Origin of the sequence: Bradyrhizobium sp. AUGA SZCCT0158, from assembly GCF_018130065.1 — a bacterium.
GTDB lineage: Bacteria > Pseudomonadota > Alphaproteobacteria > Rhizobiales > Xanthobacteraceae > Bradyrhizobium.
This window is the reverse complement of the sequence record NZ_JAFCME010000003.1, coordinates 1-23,783: the sequence shown is the minus strand read 5'-3', so window position 1 is coordinate 23,783 and position 23,783 is coordinate 1. Positions and strand designations below refer to the sequence as shown.

The following is a 23,783-nucleotide window of genomic DNA, read 5'->3' as shown; positions in this document are numbered from 1 at the left end:
TTTCCATGTTCAGGCCACGGATACATCGCCGATTTCAGGCAACGCCCCGTCAAGCGGCTTCATCGCCTTGAGCAAGGCGATCAGTCCGCGTTTGCGCACTGGCCCGATCACCAAGCGGTTGCCGTCGCGATGCATGATAGCTTCGTCGCCTGGCAATTCGAACTCCACAGGAATGCGGACCGCCTGGCTGCGGCCATTGCGAAACAGTCTGACGCGCCTCTGCTCAGGCATGGGCTCATCTCCAAGGCATATGCTATAGACATCGGCCAAAACCTGTCTGATCACAAGAGGCGCCTGATCCTTCGCGCCCTTGTCAGCGGAAGTGGCAGGCGACCCAGTGGCCGTCGGCGCTTTGCTTGAGCGGCGGAGCCTCGCTCTTGCATAGCGGAAACTGCGCGATCGGGCACCTTGTGTGAAAGTGACAGCCGGTCGGCGGAGAAATCGGGTTCGGCACTTCGCCCGACAGCCGGACGCGCTGCCGCTTCACTTTCGGATCCGGTATCGGCACCGCCGACAGCAGCGCTTCGGTGTAGGGATGTCGCGGCGAGGCATACAGCTCGTGGGCCGACGCCATCTCGACGATACGCCCGAGATACATCACCGCGATGCGCTTGGAGATATGCTCGACGACCGCGAGATCATGGGCGATGAAGAGATAGGCGAGCCCGAACTTCTCCTGCAAATCTTCCAGCAGGTTGATGACCTGGGCCTGGATCGAAACGTCCAGCGCCGACACCGGCTCGTCGCAGATGATCAGCTTGGGCTCGACCGCGAGCGCCCGCGCGATGCCGATGCGCTGGCGCTGGCCGCCGGAGAATTCGTTCGGATAGCGGCCCATATGGTCCGCGCGCAGACCGACGGTTTCCAGCAAATCCACCACACGCTCTTCGAACTGCTGTTTGGTTTTGGTCAACTGGTGGATGATCAGCGCTTCGCCGACGATCGCGCCCACATTCATGCGCGGATTGAGCGACGCATAGGGGTCCTGAAAGATGATCTGAATGTCGCGGCGCAGGATCCGAAGGTCGTCGGCCTTGAGCGACCGGACATCCTTGCCGTCGAAATGGATTTCGCCCGAACTCGGCTCGATCAGGCGAAGCACGCAGCGGCCGGTGGTCGACTTGCCGCAGCCGGATTCGCCGACCAGGCCCAGCGTCTCGCCGCGATCGACGTGAAAATCGACGCCGTCGACGGCATGAACGCTGGCGGTGTGACCGCCGAACAACCCGCCCTTGAGCGGAAACTCCTTGGTCAGCTTTGCGACTTTGAGCAGCGGCTCGCTCATTGAACCACCGTCGCTTCGGCGTGGATGCAGGCCACCTTGTGGCCGGGTTCGAGCTCGCGCAAGGCAGGCTGCGCGCGCACGCATTCATCGGTCGCAAAACCGCAGCGCGGCGCGAAGCGGCAGCCCCCGGGCGGGTTGATCAGTTTAGGCACCGTGCCGGCGATGGTCTGCAGCCGGGCCTTGCGGCCGCCGCCCCGGTCGACGCGCGGGATCGAACGGATCAGGCCCTGCGTATAGGGATGGCGGGGGTTGGCAAACAGCTGTTCGACCGCGGCTTCCTCCACCACTTTGCCCGCATACATCACCACCACGCGCTGGGCGACTTCGGCGACGACGCCCATGGCGTGAGTGATCAGCATGATCGACATGCCGAGGCGCGATTTCATGTCCTGCAGCAGATCGAGGATCTGCGCCTGGATCGTGACATCGAGCGCCGTGGTCGGCTCGTCCGCGATCAGCAGCTTCGGACCGCACGACAGCGCCATCGCGATCATCACGCGCTGCCGCATGCCGCCGGAGAACTGGTGCGGGTAGTCATTGACGCGGCGCGCCGGGTTCGGGATCTGGACCAGCGCCAGCATGTCGATGGTCCGCTCCAGCACGGCGCGGCGCCCTAAGCCCTCATGCAGGGCGATCACTTCGCCGATCTGGTCGCCGATGGTGTAGACCGGATTGAGCGAGGTCATCGGCTCCTGGAACACGATGGCGATTTCCTTGGCGCGAATCTGGTTCAGCTCGTCCGCCGCCATCGGCACCAGGTCGCGGCCCTGCCACAGAATCTGCCCGCCGGCGATCCGTCCAGGCGGCATTGCGATCAGCTTGAGCACGGAAAGCGCCGTGACCGTCTTGCCGCACCCGGACTCGCCGACCACGCAGACGGTTTCCCCGCGCCGGACGGCGATGTCGACGCCGTCGACCGCCTGCACGATGCCGTCATCCGTCGAAAAATGTGTCTTCAAGCCCCGGATGTCGAGCAAGGGCGCTTCGCCGGTCCGTGCTGCAGGCACGTTCGCGGTATCCTCCGGACGCAACATCACATGACTCTCCGGGGGTCGAGCGCGTCGCGCAATCCGTCGCCGATGAAATTGATGGTGAGCACGGTCAGGAAAATCGCGGCGCCCGCGAACAGCGCCCAGTGCGGCGCGATGTCGAGATAATCCTTGGCGTCGAACAATAGCCGTCCCCAGGTCGGGATGTCAGGCGGAAAGCCGAGGCCGAGAAACGACAGCGTCGATTCCGCGATGATGGCCGCCGCGACGTCGATGGTGCCGGCCACGATGACCGGTCCGAGCGAATTCGGCAGGATATGCCTGATCACCAGCCGCGGCGTGGTGGCGCCGAGCGCGCGCGCCGCCTCGACGAATTCCTTTTCGCGCAAGGACAAGAACTGCGCGCGCACCAAACGCGCCACCGGCATCCAGCGAAACGCGCCGATCACCAGCACGATCAGGATGAAGACGCCGCCTTCGGCGCCGACCCAGTTCTTGAGGAAATCCCGGAACAGATAGATCACCAATAGCAGCAGCGGCAGCTGCGGCAACGCCAGGAACAGATCGGTGATCCACATCAGTGCGGCGTCGACGCTGCCGCGGGAGATGCCCGAGATCGCCCCGATCAGGACGCCGACGATGATGGCGACCGCCATCGCCGCGAACCCTACCGCCAGCGAAATGCGTCCGCCGTACAGCATGCGCGCCAGCAGGTCCTGGCCGAGATCGTCGGTGCCGAACGGGTGCTCCCACGACGGCGGACTCAGCCGCGCCGTGAAATCGATTTCGTTGATCGGCATCCGCCAGATCAGCGGCCCGAACAGGACAGCCGCGGTCAGCAACGTCAAAATCGCGATGCTCGCGACCGCCATGCGATGGCGGCGAAATTTTCGCCAGGCGTCAAAGCCGGGCGAGATGTGGCGCGGGCGTCCCTCAAGCGGAACGACGACGTCAGCGATAGGAGATGCGTGGGTCGAGCCAGCCATAGATGATATCGGCCAAAAGGTTGAAGACGACGACGAGACAGGCGAACACGAAGGTCACCGCCATGATGACCGGCGTGTCGTTGGCGAGGATGGCGCTGATCAGCAGTGAACCAATGCCGGGGATGCGGAAGATCTGTTCGGTGACGATGGCGCCGCCGAACACGGCCGGCATTTGCAGCGCGACCAGCGTCACCACGGGAATCAAGGCGTTGCGCACCACGTGCTTGATGACGACCTTGCCTTCATTGAGGCCCTTCGAGCGTGCCGTCGTGACATAGTCGAGCCGGATGACGTCGAGCACCGCCGAGCGCACGTAACGGGTATAGGAGGCGGCTTGAAACAGGCCGAGCACCGCGATCGGCATGATGGCCTGCTTGAAATATTCCCAGGCCCATTGCCAGCCGCTGCCTGGTATGTCGGCGCGATACACGAACGGCAGCCAGCCGAGATTGACGCTGAAGACCAGGATCAGCAGCAAGCCCGTGAAGAACGTCGGCAGCGAGAAGCCGACGAACGCAAAGGTGTTGGCGATCTGGTCGAAGATCGAATAGGGCCGCATCGCCGCATAGACGCCGACCGGCAGCGCCACCGCCAACGCCAGGATCTGCGACGAGCCGACCACAAACAATGTGGTCGGCACGCGTTGCAGGATCAGTTGGTCGACGTCGATGCGGCTGGCGAACGAAAAGCCCCAGTCGCCCTGCAGCATCGCCGCGAGCCAGCGCAGGTAGCGAATCATAATGGGATCGTCGATCCCGAATTTCACCCGCAACGCCGCTGCCACCTCGGGCGGAATATTGCTGTTGGTAGCCAGTTCGCCGAACGGATCTCCCGGCGCCAGCGCGAGCAGCACAAACAGAATGAGGCTGATGCCGAGCAGGCTGGGAAGGGCGATAGTCAGGCGTCTGAGAATGTACTTTCCCATCGTTCGTCCTGCTGCCGCCCGTTCAGTTTTTGCGCATCACGAATCTCACGTCTGATCTCACGCTTCCCGGTACCAGTTTGCAAGTTGCCACAGGTCGTTGTCCCAGCCGCTGAAATGCGCAGTCACGCCGCCTTTTACCGCCGAGACCCTCGACCGGGCGGCGACCGGCTGGATGTAATTGTCGCCGACCACCATGTCGTTGAGCTTGATGTACATCGCCGCCCGCTTCACGGCGTCGAGCTCCTGCTCGGCCTGCTTGTAAAGCTCGTCGTACTCCTTGTTTTGCCAGCGCGAGATGTTGCGCCCCTGCCACTTGTTCTCCTTGTTCGCAATCTGCCATGACACATACTGGTTCATGAACAGCTGCGGGTCGGGTTGCGGCATGGTGGTGTTGTACATCTGCGCGTCGCAATAGAAATGCGGGTAGGTGTCGGGGTTGGCGGTGTCGGAGGAGAAGAACACCGATCCGACCACCGACTTCAGCTCGACGTCGATGCCGGCCTTCTGGCACGCCTGCTTGACAATGGCCTGCGTCTTCTGCCGGGGCGCGTTGATCGAGGTCTGGTACACGAACTTCAACGCCTTGCCGTCCTTGGCGCGAATGCCGTCGGCGCCCTTCTTCCAGCCGGCGGCCTCCAGGATCGCGTTGGCTTTCTCGATGTTGAATTCGAACTTGGTGTTTTTCGACCGGAAGCGTTCCGGATTGTTGAGGAAGTTCGCGGTAGCGGTAGCGGTCCGGCCGTAGATGAACTTCTCGATCGAGGTGCGATCGATCAGGAGGCCGATGGCCTGGCGCACCGCCGGGTCGCTGAACAGCGGATGTTTGGTCTTGACGCTGGCGCGCTCGCCGTCCACCTCGGTCCATGGATCGGTCGCGTTGAGCATGATGAACTCGACGTTGCCGCTCGGCGTAATGGTCACTTTGCCTTTGCCCGCCGCCTCCAGCCTGAGCAGGATTTCGTCTTCCACCTGCATGTTCCAGGCGTAATCATATTCGCCGGTCTGCAGCACCGCGCGCGCGGCCGACACGGCATCGCCGCCGCCCTTGACTTCCAGCGTATCGAACTGCGGTCGATTGGCGACGTGGTAGTCGGGATTGCGCTTGGCCACCACCACATCGCCCGGCTTGAAATCGACGAACATGTAAGCGCCGGTGCCCACCGGTTTCAGATTGGCCGGCGCGTCGCGTGACTTGGCGCCGATATAATCGGCAAACACGTGTTTTGGCAGGATCGGGCCGTAGTTACCGACAAAGGCATCGGCCCAATACGGCGTCGGCTTGGCGAACACGACGCGAACGGTGAAATCGTCGATCTTTTCGACCTGGACGTCCTTGTAGCTCGCGATCGAGACCGCGGCGGTCTCCGGGTTTCGCGCGTACTCCCAGGTGAAGACCACGTCATCAGCCGTGAACGGCTTTCCGTCATGCCATTTGACGCCGCGCTTCAACTTCCACACCACCGAGCGGCCGTCTTCGGCGAGCCCGTCGTTTTCCTTGCTCGGAATCTCGGCGGCGAGCGCCGGAACCAGATTGCCTTCGGCGTCCCATCCGGCCAGCGGCTCGTAAAAGATTCGGGAGCCTTCCTGGTCCTTGGTCCCTATGGCGAAATGCGGGTTAAGCAGGGTCACCGCTTGCCAATAGAGCAGCTTCAGCAAACCGCCGCCGCCGGCCTTGGTCGGCTTGTAGGGGAACGTGGTCTGGGCCATCGCCACCCCGGATTGGGCCAGCATCATGCCGGCCATCGGCGCGGTCAGGCCGACGGCGATCATCTGCTGGACAAAGGACCGCCGCGACAAGCGTCCGGTCTTGACGTCTGCAATGAGATCTCGAAGTTCCCGTTCTTGCATCGGATTGACTCCTCGGCTGGTGCTGAATGCCTGACTTGCGCCCCCCTGGCGCCCCTGCCGCCGCAGGGGGGTGGACCAAATGATTGGACCACCAAGGAAATGGATCAGGTTAGTACCAGACTGTCAAAGCAGGAACTGGGCCACGCTTCGCCAAAACCGTCTTGACCAAAAGTCCGGCTTGACCCGGCTGACCAAGCGACCGGTTCGCCAGGAGACCGGCTATCCGGACTGCAGCCACGCAAGTTCGTTGGGAAAAGCGGCGTCCGCGACTAATTGCGGTGGTGCACCATGACGGGATCAAGCCCGGCAATGACCGCCGGCGCCTGCGACGAAATGCTCGCGGTCGACGGCAAGCTCGCGACCGGGGCCGGGGTGCGATAGCGCGGCAGATGATCCTCGAGCGAATAGAACACGCACAGCGCCAGGCTCGACCAGACCGCCAGGCTGAAATACAGCGACATCCAGGCAATCTCTTCCTTCCACTCGGCAATGTCGTGCGTCACGATCCAGCGCGTGCGCACGTCGCGCAGACCCTCGAGCGGATGCAGCAGCGGATTGCCGTCGGCGACATCGGCCCGCCACCGGTTCAGATACATCGGGACGTCGACGGTCATCAGGAACGCCAGATAGAATGCGATCCCGACGGTGGTGACGACCAGGATCGCGCGCACCGCGCCGTCGAACTCCGGCAGCAGGCGGCAGAGGCCGACGCCGATGATGAAGAAGACGACGGCCCAGATCGAATTCTCGATGGCGTTGTTCAGATATTTGGTGGTCAGCACCGCGTGCCATGAGTAGCACTCCGCGATCACGATCAGCGGCACGATCACCCAGGCGGCGTTCACGGTGGTGTCGGCGCCAGTCATGGTGCCGAGCTGATGCAGAATGATCGCCCATTGCGCCGCGAAGGCGATCTCGGCCACGGTCGCGACCGAGCGGCCGACGAACACGCTCGACAGCCAGGTGTCGAACAGGCAGATCCGCTGCACGTCGGCGCGCGGCAGGATCGAGCGGAAGGCGCAGCCGAACACATAGGCCGCGCTGAGCGCGAGCATCAACTCCACGCCGGACGCGCTGGCTGGACTTCCAATCGGCTGTCCGTGGAGCTGGCGGTACAGCACGAACCAAACCGCGATATTGGCGCCGCTGACCAGCGTCAGCATGCCCCACCACCGGATCACCGGGTTAGACCAGGCCAGGGAGGCTGGTTGCGCACGCCATTCCAAGCTCATTTACCGCTCCGCATTAATCGAACTGACATCTGATTGTTTTACTTCTGTCATAAATTGCAGCGAATCACGACAAAAATATGCGTGCGGCAGGAGTCTTGCGGGGTGATGCTGAGCGCGTTGCGTTCTGCGCTTGCGCGAGCGGCGCTGTCATAAAACTGTCATCAAATATTTTGGTCGCGATCAAATTTGTCGCCGTGGTTATTCGTCAAACCGAATACGGCAGGAGCGTTCCAGACGCTAGCCGCTGGCAGGCCCGAAAGCCGGAGCGAGCTCGGAATAGACGCTATGGATGCCAGTCGAGATCCTCACGCGCACATCGGCGGCCGCGGCTGTTCCCGCGATTCGCGCACCTCACGGAGAGAAATCGAACGAGCGATCTTGGTTTCAGAGAGGGCTCTCCCGCACGAGTTGGTTGCCCAACACCGATTCAAGCCTGCAACTTTCTCTTCGCCATTTCCACCGCAAGCAGGATCGCCGCATGGGCGGCTCCGATTCCCGCGATTCCCTTCCCGGCGATGTCGTAGGCCGTTCCGTGGGCCGGCGTACAGATCGGAAACGGAAAGCCGCCCAGCAGCGTCACGCCACGATCGAAGCCCATCAGCTTCATCGCGATCTGGCCCTGGTCATGATACATCGTCAGCACCGCATCGAATGCGCCGGCTTTGGCGCGGAGGAACACGGTATCTGCGGGAAACGGGCCTTCGGTCGCGATCCCGTCAGCGCGGGCCTCATCTACCGCGGGGCCGATCGCGTCGATCTCTTCCCGCCCGAAATTCCCGCCATCGCCGGCATGGGGGTTGAGGCCGGCGACCGCGATGCGCGGACGCTTGAATCCGGCGGTCCGCATCGATGCATCGGTTAGCCGCAGTGCACGCAGGACGCGTTCCCTGGTGATGTGCGAAGCGACCTCCGCAAGCGGGATATGCGATGTGACGCGGGCATTCCAAAGCCCATCCAGCACGTTGAATTCGCTTGCCGGGCCGTCGAGCCCGACCACGTCGGCCGAAAAGCTGATCTCGTCGTCATAGACGGGATGTGCAAGTCGCATGGCGTTCTTGTTGAATGGCGTAAAGCAAACGGCGTCGGCCCGGCCGTCGCGTGCCATCGTCAGCGCCTGACGATAATTCGTCAGCGCAAACCGGCCGCCTTCGGCTGTCGCGGTGCTTCGCGCGACCGATGCCGGATCGAGATGGCCGAGATCGATGAAAACCGGGACCCGCTCTTCCTTCGACAGATCGGCGTCGGGCGACGCGGATATCAGGTCAAGCTTTACCGCGGCAACGCGTGCGCCGTCATCGAGGACGCGGCGGTCGCCGATGACGACGATCCGGGCCCGGGCCGCGACCTCATCGAGGGCGAGGAGTTTTGCCGTCAGTTCCGGGCTGATGCCGGCGGGATCACCCATCGCAAGCGCTATGATCGGTCTCATTGGAATCCCCGTTCTGCGGTCAAATTGTTCTCTACGACGATCATGGCTTCACTTCTGACCGCGGCATCATCCGGCCGATCGTCCGCCAGATTGTCGGCATCAGCAGCAGCGCCGCGCCAAGCAGGATCAGCGTTGTCACCAGCGGCTTGGCAAAAAATATTCCGAGCGAGCCCTTAGACATCAGCATGGATTGGCGAAATGCGTCTTCCGCCTTGTCGCCAATCACGATCGCGAGCACCAGTGGCGCCAGCGGATAATGAAGCTTCTTGAACAGATATCCCAGCACGCCGAATCCCATCATCAACATGACGTCGAGATAGGAATTGGAAACCGAATAGGCTCCGACGGTGCAGATGATGACGATCACCGGTGCAATGATGAAGAACGGCACGCGCATCAGCGCCGCGAAGATCGGCACCGTCAGCAGCACCAGCACCACGGCGACGACGTTGCCGAGATACATCGAGGCGATCAGTCCCCAGACGAAGTCCTTTTGCTCGACGAACAGCATCGGTCCGGGATTGAGGCCCCAGATCATCAGGCCGCCCATCATGACGGCCGCGGTCGCCGATCCCGGGATGCCCAGCGACAGCATCGGAAGCAGGGCGCTGGTGCCGGCGGCATGGTCCGCGGCTTCCGGAGCGACGATGCCTTCCGGCTCGCCCTTGCCGAAATTCGCGCGCCGGGGCGAAAGGCGCTTGGCGATGCCGTAGCTCATGAACGATGCGGCGGTCGGGCCTCCCGGCGTGATACCCATCCAGCAGCCGATCGCCGCGCTACGCAGCAGCGCCCAGCCATGTTTCGGAAGACCCACGAGCGTACGGAAGACTTCACGCCACTCCACCTTGGAGGAGATCGCCTTGACGTGAAATTCCTCTTCCACGGCAATCATCAACTCGCCGATCCCGAACAGGCCCATGACGGCGACCACGAAGCTGACGCCCTTCACCATCTCGTCGATGCCCATGGTGAGCCGCACGCTGCCGGAGACCGTGTCGATCCCGACGGCCGCCAGGGCAAAGCCGATCGCGAGCGACACCAGCGTCTTGATCGGCGGCGAGCCGCCCATGCCGATGAAACTCGCAAACGCGAGAAAGTAGACCGCGAAATATTCCGGTGGCCCAAAGGCCAGCGCCACTTGCGCCACCCACGATGCCGCAAGCGTAATCAGAACGACACCGACGAGCGCGCCAAAGGCAGCCGAGCCGAACGCCGTCGCCAGCGCGGTGGTCGGCCTGCCGTCGCGCGCCATCGGATAGCCGTCGAACGTGGTCGCGACCGAGGATGGCTCGCCGGGAATGTTGAACAGGATCGACGTGACCGAGCCGCCGAACAAGGCACCCCAATACATCGACGAGAGCAGGATGATGGCCGATACCGGCTGCATTCCGAAGGTGAGCGGCAGCAGCAGCGAAACGCCGTTGGGCGCGCCGAGGCCGGGCAGTACGCCGACCAGAATGCCGAGCAGCACGCCGATCACCATCAGGAAAATATGATTGCCTGACAGCGCGATGCCAAAGCCGTGCATCAGGGCTTCGAGATTTTCCAACGAAGCGCTCCCCTAGAAGCCGAACCAGGTGCCGAGCGCGCCGCGCGGCAGCGAGATCTGGAATGTCTTCTCGAACATCAGATAGAGCGCCAGCGCCGCGCCGATCGCGGCGAGGACCGGAACCAGCAGCGAGCCGCGCCTGTGCCAGGCCAGCGCTCCGAACACATAGAGCGCGGCGGCCGGATACATCCCGATCAGCGGAATGACCCCGACAAAGACCGCCGCCGGGACGAACAGGATCGCCAATCGCCTGAACTCGCTTGGCCCAAGAATGACGGCCCGCGCTTGCAACCATCCCTGCACGAGATTGAACAGACTGCCGGCCAGGATGACGAGGCCGACGATCAATGGAAAGGTGCCGGACTCGACGCCGGCGGCGGACCAGCCGATCCCGTTGTCGAGGCTGGAGACGATCACGGCTGCGCCGAACGCCCCGGTAATGAGCGCCGTCGCCGCTTCCAGACTGCGTCCAGAGACCATCGCCCGAACCCTAGTTGGAGATCAGCCAGCCTTCATCGACAGCAACCTTGCGGGTGCGTTCGATGTCTTCCTTGATGAACTTGTTGAAGGCATCACCGATCAGGAAAGTGTCGGTTTGCGACGTCCGCTCGATATATTCCTTCCATTCCGGCGTGGCCTGCACCTTCTTCATCAGATCGACATAGAAGGCGGTCTGATCGGCGGTCACCTTTCCCGGCAGCCACACCGTGCGCGGTTGCTGGAATTGCGGAATGGCCAGGCCGGATTCAACGCAGGTCGGGATATCGTGCCAGTTCTGCGTTGCCGTGACCTTGGGTCCGTCGGGCAAGCGCTGCGGGCTGAAGGCGCATAGCGGACGCTGCGTGCTGCCCTTCCACTGTCCGATGCTTTCGCTGGGATTGTTGACGTGGGCGTCGATATGGCCGCCGGCCAGTTGCACCGCGGCTTCGGCGCCGCTCTTGAAGGGAATGTAGACGAATTTCACCTTGGCCGCCTTGTCGATCATGCGGGTGAGGGTTTCATCGGTGTCCTTTGATTGCGCGCCACCCATCTTGACATCGCCCGGCGGCTTGGCGGCAACGGCTTTGAGAAAATCCTGCACGTTCTGGTAGGGCGCATCCTGCTTCACCCAGAGCAGGAATTCGTCCTGCACCATCGCGGCAATCGGCGTCAGGTCGGTGTAGTTATAGGCGACCTTGGAGACCATCGGCTGGTTCCAGGCGTTCGATGTGCCAAACACGACCTTGTAGGGATCGCCGGCCATGGCCTTGGTGTAGGTATACCCTTCGGCGCCGCTGCCGCCGGCCTTGTTGACGACGACGATCGGCTGCTCGACCAGCTTATATTTGGTGACGATGTTCTGGACCGCGCGGGCGAAATTGTCCGTGCCGCCGCCCGGGCCCGCCGTGGCAATGAATTCGATCGGCTTGGCCGGTTGCCACGCGGCATTTGCCGCTCCCGTGAACCCGATGGCGAGACCAAAGGCGATCGCAGCGAATGTCGGCTTCTGAGACATCTCGTCCTCCCATGTATTTTGGTTTTATTTTCTTGTTATCGGCGTTTCCGGGCTTTTGCGTCAGCCCACTTCATCCTTCGCAAACTCCGGCGCGGCAATCGCGCCCTCCTTGTGAAGCGCGGCAATCTCGTCGGCGTCAAAGCCGTAAGCGCCGAGGATTGCATTGGTATGCTCGCCGTAGAGCGGCGCGCCCGAGCGCACCTTGCCGGGCGTCTGCGAGAACTTGATCGGCAATCCGATCGTCTTCACTTGGCCGAGCGTGGAATGGGCGACCTCGGCCACCATTTCACGCGCGATCGTCTGCGGGTCGGCGAGAGCCTGCAGCATGTCGTTGACGGGCCCGCAGGGGACGCCGGCCTCCTCGAGCGCAGCCAGCCAATATTCGGCGGATTTGGTTTTGAAGCGCGCCGTCAGCACGGCTTCCAGTTCCTTCAAATGCCCCATTCGATCGGCGCCGGTCGCAAACCGCGGATCCCGCGCCAGTTCGGTTGCATCAAGCACTTCGAGCGTGCGCATCCAGTTTTTCTGGTTGGCGCCGCCGACCACGATCCACTTGTCTGATGTTTCGAACGCCTGGTAGGGCGCATTGAGCGGATGGGCCGAACCCATCGCCTTCGGCGCCACGCCGGTGGCCATCGCAATCGCCGCCTGCCAATAGGTTTGGACGAGGGCGGCCTCGAACAGGGAGGTTTCGACCCATTGTCCTTCGCCGGTTTTGAGACGGTGCGCATAGGCGGCGAGAATGCCCATGGCTGCGAGAATTCCCGCCGTGATGTCGGACAGCGGCGCGCCGCATTTGACGGGTGGTCCGTCGGACCGCTCGCCAGTGAAGCTCATGATGCCGCTCATCGCCTGCGCCACCAGATCGAAGCCGCGGCGATGCTTGTACGGGCCGGTGCGGCCAAAGCCTGATAGCGAACAGTAGATCAGGGCAGGGTGCGCCTTCTTGATATCGGCGTAACCGAAACCGAGCTTGTCCATCACCCCGGGGCCGAAATTCTCAACCAGCACATCCGCCGATCCGAGCAGGCGCCGCAGCACCTTTGCGCCGCCCGGCGTCTTCAGATCCAGCGCAATGCCCTTCTTGTTGCGGTTCATCATCAGGAACGAGGCCGCCACGTCGCCGATTTTGGGAGGGACCATGTAGCGGGTGTCGTCGCCCGCCGGAATCTTTTCGATCTTGATGACCTCGGCGCCCATGTCGGCGAGCATCAGCGTGCAGGTCGGGCCTGCCATGACGTGCGTCAGATCGACAACCTTCAATCCACTCAGCGGACCCATTGTTTCTCCCGCAATCTTTGTTGTTGTTTTTGTTGTTGTTGCTTAGTCGCCGGTCCATTGCGGCTGGCGCTTGTTGAGGAAGGCATCCATGCCTTCGCGGAAATCCCGGCTTTGGTAACACATCAGGATCAGGTCCTCGTCTTCGGCCGGCTTGGGCTGCGCGCGCAGCAGCGCCTGCTTGGTGGCGCGCAGCGTCAGGGGCGCATGACCGGCGACAAGCCGCGCCAGTTCATCGGCCCGCCGTTCGAGGGCGGAAAGATCCTCCACGACCTCATGCAGCAGGGCGATGCCGGCGGCCTCTTCGGCTTCGATCAGGCGCGCGGTGAAAATGATCTCCTTGAGCCGCGTCGCCCCGATCAGGCCCGAGAGCCGGCCGATACTGGATGCCGACAGGCAGTTGCCGAGCGTCCGCGCGATCGGAAACCCGAATTTCGCGGTCCTGGTGCCGATGCGCAGATCGCAGCATGCGGCGATCGCGGCGCCGCCGCCGGTGCAAGCGCCGTTGATCGCCGCAATGGTCGGCACGGCGCATTGTTCGAGTGTGGTCAGCACGCGGTCGATCCGGGCTTCGTAGCCGATGGCGTCTTGCGGAGTCTTGAACGCGCGAAACTGGTTGATGTCGGTGCCGGCCGCGAACGCCTTGTCGCCCGCGCCGCTGAGGATCAGCACCTTGAGGCTGCGGTCGCCGGCGGCGGCTTCGCAGATCGCGGCCAGCCGCTCATACATGCCGAAGGTCAGCGAGTTTCTCGCCTGCGGCCGGTTGAAGGTAATCCGGCCGATACCGTCGCGGACCTCGTAAAGCAGGTCTGTGTCGGGGGTGACGTTTTCATTCATTTTCTTGACAGACCCCTCAGGATGGAACCTCAGTTTGGCTGTGGAGGGCATTTTTGAATGCAAAAACTATCTAATGCAACAGAATTCTGGTCTAATTTGCTTTGTCTAGATCATTTTTGCATTCAAAATGGTTCCATGAAGTCACTGAGGAGAACCTCGATATGATGCATGACGAGGTGGTTTCCCGCCTCAGGCACGTCTTGACGGAGGGCGAAATCCCGCCGGGCGCGCGCATTCCGGAGCGCGAACTGTGTGCGTCGTTCGCGATATCGCGCACCCCGCTGCGCGAGGCGCTCAAGGTGCTTGCGGCCGAAGGGCTCGTGGTGCTGTTGCCCAATCGCGGCTCGCGCGCCGCCAAGCTCACCCGGAAGGACGTCAAGGAACTGTTCGAAGTCTGCGAGGCGCTCGAGGCCGCAGCCGGTGAGCTGGCATGTCCGCGCATTTCCGACGCGCAATTGCGCGAAATTGCCGAGCTGCAGGCCAGCATGGTCGAACATTATCGCGCGCAGGACCTGCTGTCGTACTATCGCTGCAACCGGTTGATCCACGAGGCCATCGTTCGCGCGGCCGATAACGCGGTGCTTGCCGGCTTTTATGAGTCGATCGCCGCAAGGATACGGCGGGCACGGTTCATCACGCCGATGTCGCCTGAGCATTGGACGCTTGCCATCCAGGAGCACGAAGGAATCCTGAACGCGCTGCAGCGGCGCGACGCCGGCGGGCTCGCCCATATCCTGCGTAACCATCTGCGGCGAAAGCGCGAGGAAGTCGTCCGGGCCGGCTTCGCCGAGGGCGAATGAAATTCGAACCGGTCAGGGTCTGCTTGCTGCCGCGTGCGGCGTGCACGCGGCTGCGCCCACATCCACCGCAAGCTGATTAAAACGATTCTATTTTCAAAGCCTTCTAAACTGGATGCGGCGATCCTCGTTGAGGACGATCTGCGCAGATTGCATAGTGGCGGCATGAGCGTTTTCGAACCGTGTTGATGCCGCATATCTACGACCACATTTTCGAGCAGTTCCGCATCGTCGATCCCGATGACGATGACAGGTCGATCGTGGAAGATTTTGCCAGCCGCACGCAATGGCTGGAGACCCCCGGCTGCCTTTTCCAACGCAACAACATGGTGCTGAGCACCCGGATTCGTACTGAAGGCGTCATCAAGGCAGGGCTTTTTGTCTCCGTGATACTCAAGGGGGCAGGGAGCGGCCGGGCGCGCAAGGGCGCCACCCGCATCAGCTATTCGGATGCTTCCATCGTGGTCATGGCGCTCAAGGAGCCGACGCTGTGGGACGGCGATGCGCCGCGCGGCGCGCACATGCAGGCGGCCGGCGTCGCCTTTCCCCTCGCGTCCCTGGAGCGGCTCGGACTGATGGATGAATTCATCGGACTGTTCGACACCAGGGACCAAAACATCTTCGTCGCTTCGCTGAAGGCGTCGCCCCGGATCAAGGCGATCGCCATGGAGATGATTTCCCCGGTGGCCGACGGCCGGACCGCCGAGCTGCTGCTGTCGGCGCATGCGACGGAGATGTTGGCCCGGGCCATGCTGGCGCTGCGCGGCAACGAGGGCGTCAGTCTCGTATCCGACCATAAGCGTTTACGCCTGCAGGCGGTCAGGGAGCTGATCGAATCCGATCTGCGGCATCCCTGGACGATTGCCGAACTGGCAAGGCATGCCGGCGTCAGCCGCCGTTCGTTCACCGCGCAATTTCATCGGGTCTATGGCGTCAGCGCATCGGAATATCTTCGAACCAGCCGGCTGAAATCGGCGCGCGAAGCCTTGCTGCATCAGGGATTGTCGGTCACCGAGGCGGCCTATGCCGTGGGCTACGCCAATCCGGCGAATTTTTCCACGGCGTTCCGCCGGCATTTTGGCTACGTGCCGAGCAGCTGCCAGCGCGACGGACTGTCCTGACATCACCGCATTCCCAAGGGGGAACCGGGCCGCATGCGCGGCGGCTGGCGGCATCGTGCTGCGCCGATGACCGGGGCGGCGAGTTCCTGCGTTGAACTTGGAGAGTGTCGACGCACGATCAAAGGTTTTTTGCGCATACGCAAAGGCATCCAAAAATCAAATCTGATCTCTCGTGAATGGGGATTAGTGAACGGGGTGAGACTGATGCGTGATTCTGTACAGCCGTCGGCGTGGGGCGCGGCGTCGAAGGCGTTCTTCTGCGTAACCGTATTCGGGTTGAGCATGCAGCTCGGGGAGGTTCACGCGCAGTCCGGCCAGACCTTGCCGCCCGTCACCGTCGATGCCCCGAAGCCGCAGGCGGCACGTCCAACCCAGCCGGCGAGAAGGGCCGCAAGGTCGCAACGCGCGACCAGGCAGGTCGCGGCACCCACCCGGCAGCAGGTGGTGGAACAGAACGCCGGTGGCGGTCCCGCAAGAGAACGCGCCAACGGCCCGGTTAACGGGATCGTCGCGCGGCAGAGCGCAACCGGAACCAAGACCGACACGCCGATTCTCGAAACGCCGCAATCCATCAATGTCGTACCTCGGCAGCAGATCGAGCAACAGGGCGCGCAGAGCGTCGCACAGGCCATTCGGTATACGTCGGGGACGCAGGGCAGCTTGTACGGCGCGGCGTCCGTGTTCGACACCGAGGTCAAGATCCGTGGCTTTGTCGCGCCGCGTTATCTTGACGGCCTGCGCCTGCCTTACGATACGACGATCCAGTTCGCTCAGCCAAGGACAGAGCCGTACGGGCTCGAACGAATCGAGGTTCTCAAGGGCCCCGCATCGGGCATTTACGGCCAGGCCTCTCCCGGCGGCATTCTCAACATGGTGAGCAAGCGCCCGACCACTGAGCAGCGCGGCGAGGTAGAGGCACAAACCGGCAGCTTCAATCGGATTCAGGGGGCCTTCGATGTCTCCGGTCCCATCGACAAGAATCGCGAATTTCTCTATCGCTTCGTCGGCCTGGCGCGCGAAAGCGACACGTTCGTCGACATGAACAAGGAGCAACGCTATTTCATAGCGCCGAGCTTCACGTGGCAGCCGACCACCGACACCAGCCTCACCGTGCTGGCCAGCGCGCAGCGCGACCGCCTCAACGGCCAGGTCCATCAGTACCTGCCGGCGTACGGTACGCTCCTCGCCAATCCCAACGGTCGAATTCCCGTCAGTAGGTACACCGGCGAACCGGCGTTCGACCGGATCGGGTATGACCAGGCCATGATCGGCTACGAGTTCAAGCATCGCTTCAACGAGGGCCTCGAGTTCCGCCAGAACATGCGGGTGGCGTCGGTCGACATTGATATGTTTTCGATGCGCAATGCCGGGACGCTTTGCCCTGTCGCGGGCGGCCATCCCGCCTGCGCGGGTGCTTTCGATCCGGCCCAACGCATCACCTTGCGCGATGCGAATTTTGTTGGCGGCAGCACGAAGAATTTCGCGATCGACAACCAACTGCAGGCGGATTTCAACACGGGCTGGCTGCGTCACAAGGTATTGGCCGGCCTGGACTACCAGACAACCAGAGTCGATACGGACTACCGCGGGACTTTCCCCGGCTTCCCGATCGATGTCTACAACCCGGTCTATAATGCGACGCCGCTGCCGACCAAGGCCGGGCTGATCCCGTTCATCAACACGTCGACAAACAAGGACCAGATGGGCGTCTACATTCAGGACCAGATCAAGCTGGATCGCTGGAATCTGGTCCTGACGGGACGTCATGACCGTGCGACTGCCGAGACAACCAACAGGCTCGCCAACGTGAATGTCCCCCAGGATGATTCTGCGTTCACCGGAAGGGTTGGTCTCAACTACGTGTTCGATATCGGCCTGGCTCCCTACATCAGTTATTCCACGTCGTTCGAGCCGGTCGCAGGGTTGTCGCTTACTTCGGCAACGGGACAACCCTTCAAGCCCACGACGGGAGAGGGAATCGAGGCGGGCATCAAATTCGCCCCACCCGGCACCAGTATGCTGTTCACGGCTGCGATCTTTGACATGACCCAGAAGAATGTCGTGGTGAACACGCCGACATTCGTTCCGTTCCAGGTTGGCGCAATCCGCGTCAAGGGGGTGGAAGCCGACTTCCGTGCGAGCGTTACGGACAATTTCGACATCATTGCCGGCGGCTCCCATCTCATACCGATCGTGGAGGATCACGTAGATCCTGCCATCATCGGCAAGGACGTTGCGAGCGTGAATCGCGATAGTGCATTCCTGTGGGGGCTCTACAAGTTTACCGGGGGACCGGTCGCGGGCCTTGGTTTGGGAGGGGGCGTCCGATACACGGGGAGCTTGTTCGGCGACGACGCCAACCTGATCAGGGTCCCCGGCTATACGCTGTTCGATGCGGCGCTGACGTACGACTTCAGCTATCTGAACCGTGATTGGCGCGGTCTTCATCTGCGGGTCAACGCCATCAACATCGGCAACACCTATCACGTGACGAATTGCTTCACCGGCCTTGCTTTCTGTGCGCTGGGTCAGCCCCGCACCATCCTCGCGACACTGACCTATCGCTGGGGGGAAACCCCAAAGCCGCCAGCGCTTGTTACGAAGTATTGAGCTCGGACGTCGGGATGCCGGGGCTGTGAATGGCACCGGCACCCTATCGGGACGGAGGAAGAGTCAATTGACGCCAGCGACCAGATCCCTTCGCAGATGGGGCGCCGTCCATAAATGGACGAGCCTCATCTGCACGATTTTCATGCTGATGCTGTGCATCACCGGCCTGCCGCTGATCTTTCATCATGAGATCGACGAGCTGCTGCACAGCGAGGTGAAGCCGGCCGAGGTCGCGCCCGGCACACCGTTCGCCGATCTGGACAAGCTGCTCGCCAACGCGATGGCGAATGCACCGAAGAATATGCCGGTGCCGCATTTCCTGATCTGGGACCGCGACGATCCCAACGCGATGTTCGTCAGCGTTGGCGAGTCTCTCACATCGGATCCGACCAACAACCGCTTCGTCCGGATGGATTCGCATACCGGCGCCTATCTCGATTCGCCCGACGTCACCGGCCGCTTCACCTACATCATGCTGAAGCTGCACACCGACATGTTTGCGGGTTTGCCGGGCAAGCTGTTTCTTGGCCTGATGGGGATCCTGTTCTGTGTCGCGATCATCTCCGGCATCGTGGTCTACGCGCCGTCGATGCGGAAACTTGACTTCGGCACCTACCGCAGCCAGCGCCCGCGCATCGTGCGCTGGCTCGACATCCACAATCTGGCGGGTATTCTGCTCGTGATGTGGACGCTCGTGGTCGGCTTCACCGGCGTGATCAACACCTGGGCCGATCTCGTCCTGAAGATGTGGCAATACGGCCAGCTCGCCGAGATGACTTCGCAATATCGCGATCGCGCGCCGCCCACCAAATTGACCTCGCTGCAATCGGCCGTGACCGTCGCGACGGACACGGTGCCGGGCATGACGCCGAGCTTTGTCGCCTTCCCCGGAACGCTGTTCAGCAGCAAGAGCCATTATGCCGTCTTCCTGAAGGGCGACACGCCGGTGACTTCGCGCCTGCTCAAGCCGGCCTTGATCGATGCGGAAACCGGCAAGCTGACCGACAGCCGCGACATGCCCTGGTACGTCACCACGCTGTTCATTTCGCAGCCGCTGCATTTTGGCGACTACGGCGGCATGCCGCTGAAGATCCTCTGGGCGCTGCTCGACGTGCTGACGATCATCGTGTTGGGGACAGGGGTCTATCTCTGGCTGCGCCGGCGCAAGGCCGGCGTCAGCGTCGATCGCGCCATCGCCCTGGATACGCCCGTGCTGTCCAGGTGATCGCTTGAGAAACCATCGGACGCTGCGGCAAATCTTTTCGCTGCCTATACTGATAGGCATCCTCTCCACCGTGGGCCTTGTTGCGGCCCTCGTCGGTGACGGCTGGTGGGACGGCCTGTCATGGACCTCGCTGTCCCTGCCGGTCCTGCTGTATTTTTTCTTCACCATCCGCAGGCAGGCGACGTCGCGCGATTAATTGCTGCGACATTTGTGTGACGTGGCATTCGTGAAATGCCAACAGCAAATGCCAAGAGCAAATTGCCAAGAGAAAGTCGTCTCCATGGCAAACTTCCGACACATGATGGCGGCGAAAAGGGGCTCTCCGACATGACGCTGGCGCGGCGGCAAACCGGTTCCGGTTTTGCCGTCGTGCGCATTTAAAAGGGGCCTCGATGTCGCACAAATTCCTGCCCTCGCTGCTGCTCGTGTGCGCGCTGTTTGCCTGCCCCGCGGCGCTTGCCCAATCCAACACCGCGCCGGCCGCCGCTGCCCCGGCGGCCAACAGCACCAACGCGCTGACGCCTGATCAGGCGAAGCGGGCGCTGGAGACGCTGCAGGACGACAAGAAGCGCGCGCAGATGATCGACACGCTGCGGGCGATTGCGGGTGCGTCTTCATCGCCGCAGGCCGCCGAGCCGGCGCCCGAAGCGAAGCCGGCCATCCCGCTCACCGCTGACAGTCTTGGCGCGCAATTGCTGCTGACGGTCTCCGAACAGGTCGGCGATATATCGCGCGAAGTCACCTATCTGGTGCGCTCGATGACGCATTTTCCGGCGTTCTATTATTGGTTCCTGCGAACCGTCAACGATCCCGCGGCTTACGGGCAGATCTTCGACATCGCATGGAAACTGGCGCTGGTGTTCGGCTGCGCTTTCGCTGCCGAATGGCTGGTGTTCCGCCTGATCAAGCGGCCGGTGGCGCTGTTGGAAGCGCGGTTGCCGCAAACCGCGCGCGCCCCGGCGCAGACGCTGGCAATGGTCGATCCGCCGTCCTCCGCCGCTGGCGTCACCGTGGAGCCGGCGTTGCACCGGCGGCGTCTCAGCCTGGCGCGGGCCTGGCAGTCGCTGATCAGGTTGCCGTTCGTGCTGGGGCGGCTCGCGCTCGAACTGCTGCCGGTGCTGGTCTTCGTCGGCGTTTCTACCATGCTGCTGAGCACCGAGATCGGCGATCGCCCGACGGTCCGGCTTGCGATCCAGGCGGTCGTCAATGGCTATGCGCTGTCGCGCGCGCTGATCTGTGCTGCGCGGGCGCTGGCTGGGCCGTACGGCCTGTTTCGGGTCCGCGCCGAGACCGCGGCCTATATCGAGATCTGGGTCCGGCGCATCGTCGCCGTCGGCGTGTCCGGCATCGCCTTTGCGAACGTGGCGCAGCTGCTCGGGCTGAGCCGCGGCGGCTATGCCGCGCTGCTGCGCCTCGTGATGCTGGTCGTGCATCTCTTTATCGTGGTCATCATCCTGCAATGCCGCCGCCAGATCGCCGCCGCCATTCGCGCGCCTCACGGTCGCACGGGTGCGGCCGCCCAGATACGCAACCGCATTGCCGGTGTGTGGCACTATCCTGCAATCGCGCTCGACCTCGCGCTGTGGACGGTGTGGGCGCTGCACATCCGCAACGGCTATTCGCTGCTGTTGCAGTATTTCGTGGGCGGCATCGCCGTCATCCTGATTGCAAGGCTCGCGATCATCGTGGTGCTGAGCCTGATCGACCGAGGCTTCCGCATCCGCCCCGAGATTCTGCAGCGCTTCCCGGGTCTGGAGACCCGCGCCAACCGCTATCTGCCGCTGCTGCGCAAGATCGTCGCTTCGGTCATCGCCTTCATGGGCTTCGTCGCACTGCTCGAAGTATGGGGCATCGACGCCATCGTCTGGTTCTACGGCGGACAGATCGGCAGCCGGCTGCTGTCCGCGGTGGTGACGATCGGCATTGCCGCGCTCGCGGCCGCCGCGATCTGGGAGATCAGCAACGCGCTGATGGATCGTCAGGTCAATGCGCTGTCGCGCGAGGGGCATTACGCGCGCGCGGCGCGGCTGCGCACGTTCCAGCCGATGCTGCGCACCGCGCTGCTGTGCCTGATCGTCACGGTGGTCGGTCTGACCACGCTCAGCGAGATCGGCGTCAACGTCGCGCCGCTGCTGGCTGGCGCCGGCATCGTCGGCATCGCCATCGGCTTCGGTTCGCAGAAGCTGGTGCAGGACCTCATCACCGGGCTGTTTCTCCTCCTGGAAAACACCGTCCAGGTCGGCGACAACGTCACGGTGTCCGGCCTGTCCGGCACGGTCGAGAATGTCTCGATCCGCACCATTCGCTTGCGGGCCGGCGACGGTTCGGTGCACATCGTTCCCTTCAGCGCGGTGACGACGCTCACCAATTCAAGCCGCGGCGCCGGCAATGCGTCCGTCAGTGTCAATGTTTCCTACAAGGAAGACACCGACCGCGCCGGGCAGATCCTCAAGGACATCGTCGCCGAGATGCGCCGCGAGGACGCATACCGTCACGCGATCCGCGGCGATCTCGAATTGTGGGGCATCGACAAGGTTGATGGTTCGATGGTCTCGATCGTCGGTCAGATCCGCTGCACCGACAGCGGGCGCTGGCCGGTGCAGCGCGAATTCAACCGGCGCATGAAGCAGAAATTCCAGGACGCCGGAATCGAAATCGCGTCTACAGGGAAAACCATTCTGATGCAGATCCCGCAGCCTTCCGAGGTGGCGCCGGAGCAGATGCCGCGGCGCGCGGCGGGCTGATGGCGACGAAGGCCTGTGTCCTGATAAGGGAAACCCCCGACCTCAGATCTTCATTCCTCCCCACCCAAGAACCGCGCCAGCGTCTCGTTGCTGTAATTCTCTCCGGCCGACATCGCGCAGATGCGTGAGAGCTGCACGTAAGGCAGGCCGGTTTCCTCGGCCCAGGCGTTGAACTGCGCCTGCACCTTGGCAAGGTCGCGCTTCGAGGTCACGGTCTCGGCGATATCTAGGCCGGACTCGCGCAGGCACGCCACCATGTCCTTCGACGTGACGAAGCCGTCGAAGCCGATAAAGCGCAGCATCATCTGCCCGGTGTTGCCGCCGAGCCGGCTGCCGCGCTTGGCCAGCAGATCGAGTAGTCCGATCTGGTCGGAGGAGGGCCAGTTCGCGAGAAACTTGCCGAAGCTGCCATGTTCCTTGGCGATCTCGCGCACGAAACTCGCATTTGAGCGCACCGACATGATCTTGGCGCCGTTGCGCACGATGCGCGTGTCCTTCATCAGCGCGTCCCAGAACTCATCCGCCTGCAGCGTCAGCGGCCCGGGCTTGAAGCCGAGGAACGCCTTCTCGAAGCCGGGCCATTTGTTCTCGATCACGCTCCAGGCAAAGCCGGCCGAAAACACCCGCTTGGTCATCTCGGCGAGAACCCGGTCGTCGCCGAGTTTGGCAAGCGCCTTCGCCTCCGGCTTCGGCGGCAACAGCTGCTGCAGCGCCTTCGGCCCGCCCTTGCGCTTCTCGGCGCGCGCGCGAATGGTCTTGAACGGGATGGTCATGCGGAAAATCCTGCGGGCTGTCTCGGCCTCTGGCGCGGCACTTAGGATGGGTCGAGTGCAGGGCCAACTGATGCGCATCCATCCTACGCAATGATGCCGAGCTTGCGCCACACGAATGGTCGGCTCCCTCCCCCCTTGCGGGGGAGGGTTGGGGAGAGGGGTGGCCACAAGCGAGACTGCCCGTGAGAACCCCTCTCCCTAGCCCTCCCCCGCAAGGGGGGAGGGGAACAGAGCGAGTTCGGGGCGAGCTTCAGTGCCTGAGTCGCATCGCTCGCAATCTCAAATGTCGTCGTCGCCTGCGACAAAACAACCCGACGGGCAAATCACTTCTGATTTACGGAAGTCGTGTCAAGCCCCGAAATAAAAAATATTTCTGTTTACCAGAAGGAAAAACACGGGTATGTCTTTGCCCATCCCGTCCTGGTCAGAAGGGCGTCGGCCGTCGTCACGGACGTTGGGCGGGTTGCGGTGGACGCTGGTTTGCGCTGAGACGACGGCGCGGACAGGCGTACGGCAAAACCGTGTGGTTCTGGCGCCCGTTGCAGGTGTCAAGCTGTCGGGTAGGCGAGAGCCGAACGGCAGTGACGGAGTCAACCAAGAACTCGTCTCCGGGGAGAGCACGGCATAAGCCGTAAAGCCATTGCGCAGGGAAGGCCGGGT

At 62.7% G+C, this 23,783-nt stretch carries 20 protein-coding genes; 6 read left to right on the top strand and 14 right to left on the bottom strand.

Annotation, left to right across the window (positions count from 1 at the left end; genetic code table 11):
• Positions 1–9: 9 nt before the first annotated feature.
• From JQ574_RS04925 to JQ574_RS04865, 13 genes are all read right to left on the bottom strand, one after another.
• Positions 10–231 (bottom strand): antitoxin, encoded by a 222-nt coding sequence (locus tag JQ574_RS04925; protein ID WP_212209354.1) that lies wholly within the window; start codon positions 229–231, stop codon positions 10–12.
• Positions 232–313: 82 nt separating this feature from the next.
• Positions 314–1,285, bottom strand: coding sequence for an ABC transporter ATP-binding protein (locus JQ574_RS04920; RefSeq protein WP_212209355.1), 972 nt, complete (start codon positions 1,283–1,285; stop codon positions 314–316).
• On the bottom strand, positions 1,282–2,319 hold the full coding sequence (locus JQ574_RS04915; protein ID WP_212209356.1) for an ABC transporter ATP-binding protein: 1,038 nt from the start codon (positions 2,317–2,319) through the stop codon (positions 1,282–1,284). The genes JQ574_RS04920 and JQ574_RS04915 overlap by 4 nt, the downstream gene beginning before the upstream one ends.
• Positions 2,319–3,260, bottom strand: coding sequence for an ABC transporter permease (locus tag JQ574_RS04910; RefSeq protein ID WP_212209357.1), 942 nt, complete (start codon positions 3,258–3,260; stop codon positions 2,319–2,321). Before JQ574_RS04910 ends, JQ574_RS04915 begins: the two co-directional genes overlap by 1 nt.
• Entirely contained in the window at positions 3,226–4,185 is a 960-nt protein-coding gene (locus tag JQ574_RS04905; RefSeq protein WP_212209358.1) for an ABC transporter permease, read from the bottom strand. The genes JQ574_RS04910 and JQ574_RS04905 overlap by 35 nt, the downstream gene beginning before the upstream one ends.
• Positions 4,186–4,242: 57 nt before the next feature.
• Positions 4,243–6,033, bottom strand: coding sequence for a peptide ABC transporter substrate-binding protein (locus JQ574_RS04900; RefSeq protein ID WP_212209359.1), 1,791 nt, complete (start codon positions 6,031–6,033; stop codon positions 4,243–4,245).
• A 269-nt stretch (positions 6,034–6,302) separates the two neighbouring features.
• On the bottom strand, positions 6,303–7,265 hold the full coding sequence (locus tag JQ574_RS04895) for a hypothetical protein (protein WP_249119119.1): 963 nt from the start codon (positions 7,263–7,265) through the stop codon (positions 6,303–6,305).
• A 427-nt stretch (positions 7,266–7,692) separates the two neighbouring features.
• A complete protein-coding gene (locus tag JQ574_RS04890) occupies positions 7,693–8,694 on the bottom strand; it encodes a 4-hydroxythreonine-4-phosphate dehydrogenase PdxA (RefSeq protein ID WP_212209360.1) in 1,002 nt (333 codons plus the stop codon).
• 40 nt (positions 8,695–8,734) lie between these two features.
• Positions 8,735–10,243, bottom strand: a complete 1,509-nt coding sequence (locus tag JQ574_RS04885; RefSeq protein WP_212209361.1) for a tripartite tricarboxylate transporter permease — start codon at positions 10,241–10,243, stop codon at positions 8,735–8,737.
• 12 nt (positions 10,244–10,255) lie between these two features.
• Positions 10,256–10,723, bottom strand: coding sequence for a tripartite tricarboxylate transporter TctB family protein (locus JQ574_RS04880; protein ID WP_212209362.1), 468 nt, complete (start codon positions 10,721–10,723; stop codon positions 10,256–10,258).
• A 10-nt stretch (positions 10,724–10,733) separates the two neighbouring features.
• Positions 10,734–11,738, bottom strand: coding sequence for a tripartite tricarboxylate transporter substrate binding protein (locus tag JQ574_RS04875; RefSeq protein ID WP_192736992.1), 1,005 nt, complete (start codon positions 11,736–11,738; stop codon positions 10,734–10,736).
• Positions 11,739–11,798: 60 nt separating this feature from the next.
• Positions 11,799–13,019 carry a CaiB/BaiF CoA-transferase family protein gene (locus JQ574_RS04870; protein WP_212383350.1) on the bottom strand — a complete coding sequence of 407 codons (1,221 nt, stop codon included), beginning with the start codon at positions 13,017–13,019 and terminating at the stop codon, positions 11,799–11,801.
• Between the two features lie 42 nt (positions 13,020–13,061).
• Positions 13,062–13,853: an enoyl-CoA hydratase/isomerase family protein gene (locus JQ574_RS04865; RefSeq protein ID WP_212209363.1), complete on the bottom strand. Its 792-nt coding sequence runs from the start codon at positions 13,851–13,853 to the stop codon at positions 13,062–13,064.
• Between the two features lie 161 nt (positions 13,854–14,014).
• Between JQ574_RS04865 and JQ574_RS04860 the strand changes: the two genes are divergently transcribed.
• The 6 genes from JQ574_RS04860 (at position 14,015) to JQ574_RS04835 (ending at position 22,350) form a co-directional block, all read left to right on the top strand.
• Positions 14,015–14,653 carry a GntR family transcriptional regulator gene (locus JQ574_RS04860; protein ID WP_212036419.1) on the top strand — a complete coding sequence of 213 codons (639 nt, stop codon included), beginning with the start codon at positions 14,015–14,017 and terminating at the stop codon, positions 14,651–14,653.
• A 185-nt stretch (positions 14,654–14,838) separates the two neighbouring features.
• The gene (locus JQ574_RS04855; protein WP_212209364.1) at positions 14,839–15,771 is read left to right on the top strand and encodes a helix-turn-helix transcriptional regulator; all 933 of its coding nucleotides are present in this window, start codon (positions 14,839–14,841) and stop codon (positions 15,769–15,771) included.
• A gap of 33 nt (positions 15,772–15,804) precedes the next feature.
• On the top strand, positions 15,805–18,381 hold the full coding sequence (locus JQ574_RS04850; RefSeq protein ID WP_249119118.1) for a TonB-dependent siderophore receptor: 2,577 nt from the start codon (positions 15,805–15,807) through the stop codon (positions 18,379–18,381).
• A 67-nt stretch (positions 18,382–18,448) separates the two neighbouring features.
• Complete coding sequence (locus JQ574_RS04845) at positions 18,449–19,606, top strand: PepSY domain-containing protein (protein ID WP_212209365.1); 1,158 nt, start codon at positions 18,449–18,451, stop codon at positions 19,604–19,606.
• A 4-nt stretch (positions 19,607–19,610) separates the two neighbouring features.
• Positions 19,611–19,802, top strand: a complete 192-nt coding sequence (locus JQ574_RS04840) for a hypothetical protein (protein WP_212209366.1) — start codon at positions 19,611–19,613, stop codon at positions 19,800–19,802.
• Positions 19,803–19,998: 196 nt separating this feature from the next.
• Positions 19,999–22,350: a mechanosensitive ion channel domain-containing protein gene (locus tag JQ574_RS04835; RefSeq protein ID WP_212209367.1), complete on the top strand. Its 2,352-nt coding sequence runs from the start codon at positions 19,999–20,001 to the stop codon at positions 22,348–22,350.
• A gap of 50 nt (positions 22,351–22,400) precedes the next feature.
• Here the strand turns inward: JQ574_RS04835 and JQ574_RS04830 are convergent, their stop codons facing one another.
• Positions 22,401–23,123 (bottom strand): DNA-3-methyladenine glycosylase I, encoded by a 723-nt coding sequence (locus JQ574_RS04830; RefSeq protein ID WP_212383348.1) that lies wholly within the window; start codon positions 23,121–23,123, stop codon positions 22,401–22,403.
• Positions 23,124–23,783 lie beyond the last annotated feature (660 nt).

What these genes read in the sequence shown, in the direction of transcription:
- JQ574_RS04920 (WP_212209355.1), bottom strand. Translation starts at nt 1,285, where the DNA reads ATGAGCGAGCCGCTGCTCAAAGTCGCAAAGCTGACCAAGGAGTTTCCG.
- JQ574_RS04830 (WP_212383348.1), bottom strand. Translation starts at nt 23,123, where the DNA reads ATGACCATCCCGTTCAAGACCATTCGCGCGCGCGCCGAGAAGCGCAAG.
- JQ574_RS04895 (WP_249119119.1), bottom strand. Translation starts at nt 7,265, where the DNA reads ATGAGCTTGGAATGGCGTGCGCAACCAGCCTCCCTGGCCTGGTCTAAC.
- JQ574_RS04910 (WP_212209357.1), bottom strand. Translation starts at nt 3,260, where the DNA reads ATGGCTGGCTCGACCCACGCATCTCCTATCGCTGACGTCGTCGTTCCG.
- JQ574_RS04875 (WP_192736992.1), bottom strand. Translation starts at nt 11,738, where the DNA reads ATGTCTCAGAAGCCGACATTCGCTGCGATCGCCTTTGGTCTCGCCATC.
- JQ574_RS04850 (WP_249119118.1), top strand. Translation starts at nt 15,805, where the DNA reads ATGCGCGGCGGCTGGCGGCATCGTGCTGCGCCGATGACCGGGGCGGCG.
- JQ574_RS04905 (WP_212209358.1), bottom strand. Translation starts at nt 4,185, where the DNA reads ATGGGAAAGTACATTCTCAGACGCCTGACTATCGCCCTTCCCAGCCTG.
- JQ574_RS04890 (WP_212209360.1), bottom strand. Translation starts at nt 8,694, where the DNA reads ATGAGACCGATCATAGCGCTTGCGATGGGTGATCCCGCCGGCATCAGC.
- JQ574_RS04915 (WP_212209356.1), bottom strand. Translation starts at nt 2,319, where the DNA reads ATGTTGCGTCCGGAGGATACCGCGAACGTGCCTGCAGCACGGACCGGC.
- JQ574_RS04855 (WP_212209364.1), top strand. Translation starts at nt 14,839, where the DNA reads ATGCCGCATATCTACGACCACATTTTCGAGCAGTTCCGCATCGTCGAT.
- JQ574_RS04860 (WP_212036419.1), top strand. Translation starts at nt 14,015, where the DNA reads ATGATGCATGACGAGGTGGTTTCCCGCCTCAGGCACGTCTTGACGGAG.
- JQ574_RS04925 (WP_212209354.1), bottom strand. Translation starts at nt 231, where the DNA reads ATGCCTGAGCAGAGGCGCGTCAGACTGTTTCGCAATGGCCGCAGCCAG.
- JQ574_RS04865 (WP_212209363.1), bottom strand. Translation starts at nt 13,853, where the DNA reads ATGAATGAAAACGTCACCCCCGACACAGACCTGCTTTACGAGGTCCGC.
- JQ574_RS04870 (WP_212383350.1), bottom strand. Translation starts at nt 13,019, where the DNA reads ATGGGTCCGCTGAGTGGATTGAAGGTTGTCGATCTGACGCACGTCATG.
- JQ574_RS04880 (WP_212209362.1), bottom strand. Translation starts at nt 10,723, where the DNA reads ATGGTCTCTGGACGCAGTCTGGAAGCGGCGACGGCGCTCATTACCGGG.
- JQ574_RS04900 (WP_212209359.1), bottom strand. Translation starts at nt 6,033, where the DNA reads ATGCAAGAACGGGAACTTCGAGATCTCATTGCAGACGTCAAGACCGGA.
- JQ574_RS04835 (WP_212209367.1), top strand. Translation starts at nt 19,999, where the DNA reads ATGTCGCACAAATTCCTGCCCTCGCTGCTGCTCGTGTGCGCGCTGTTT.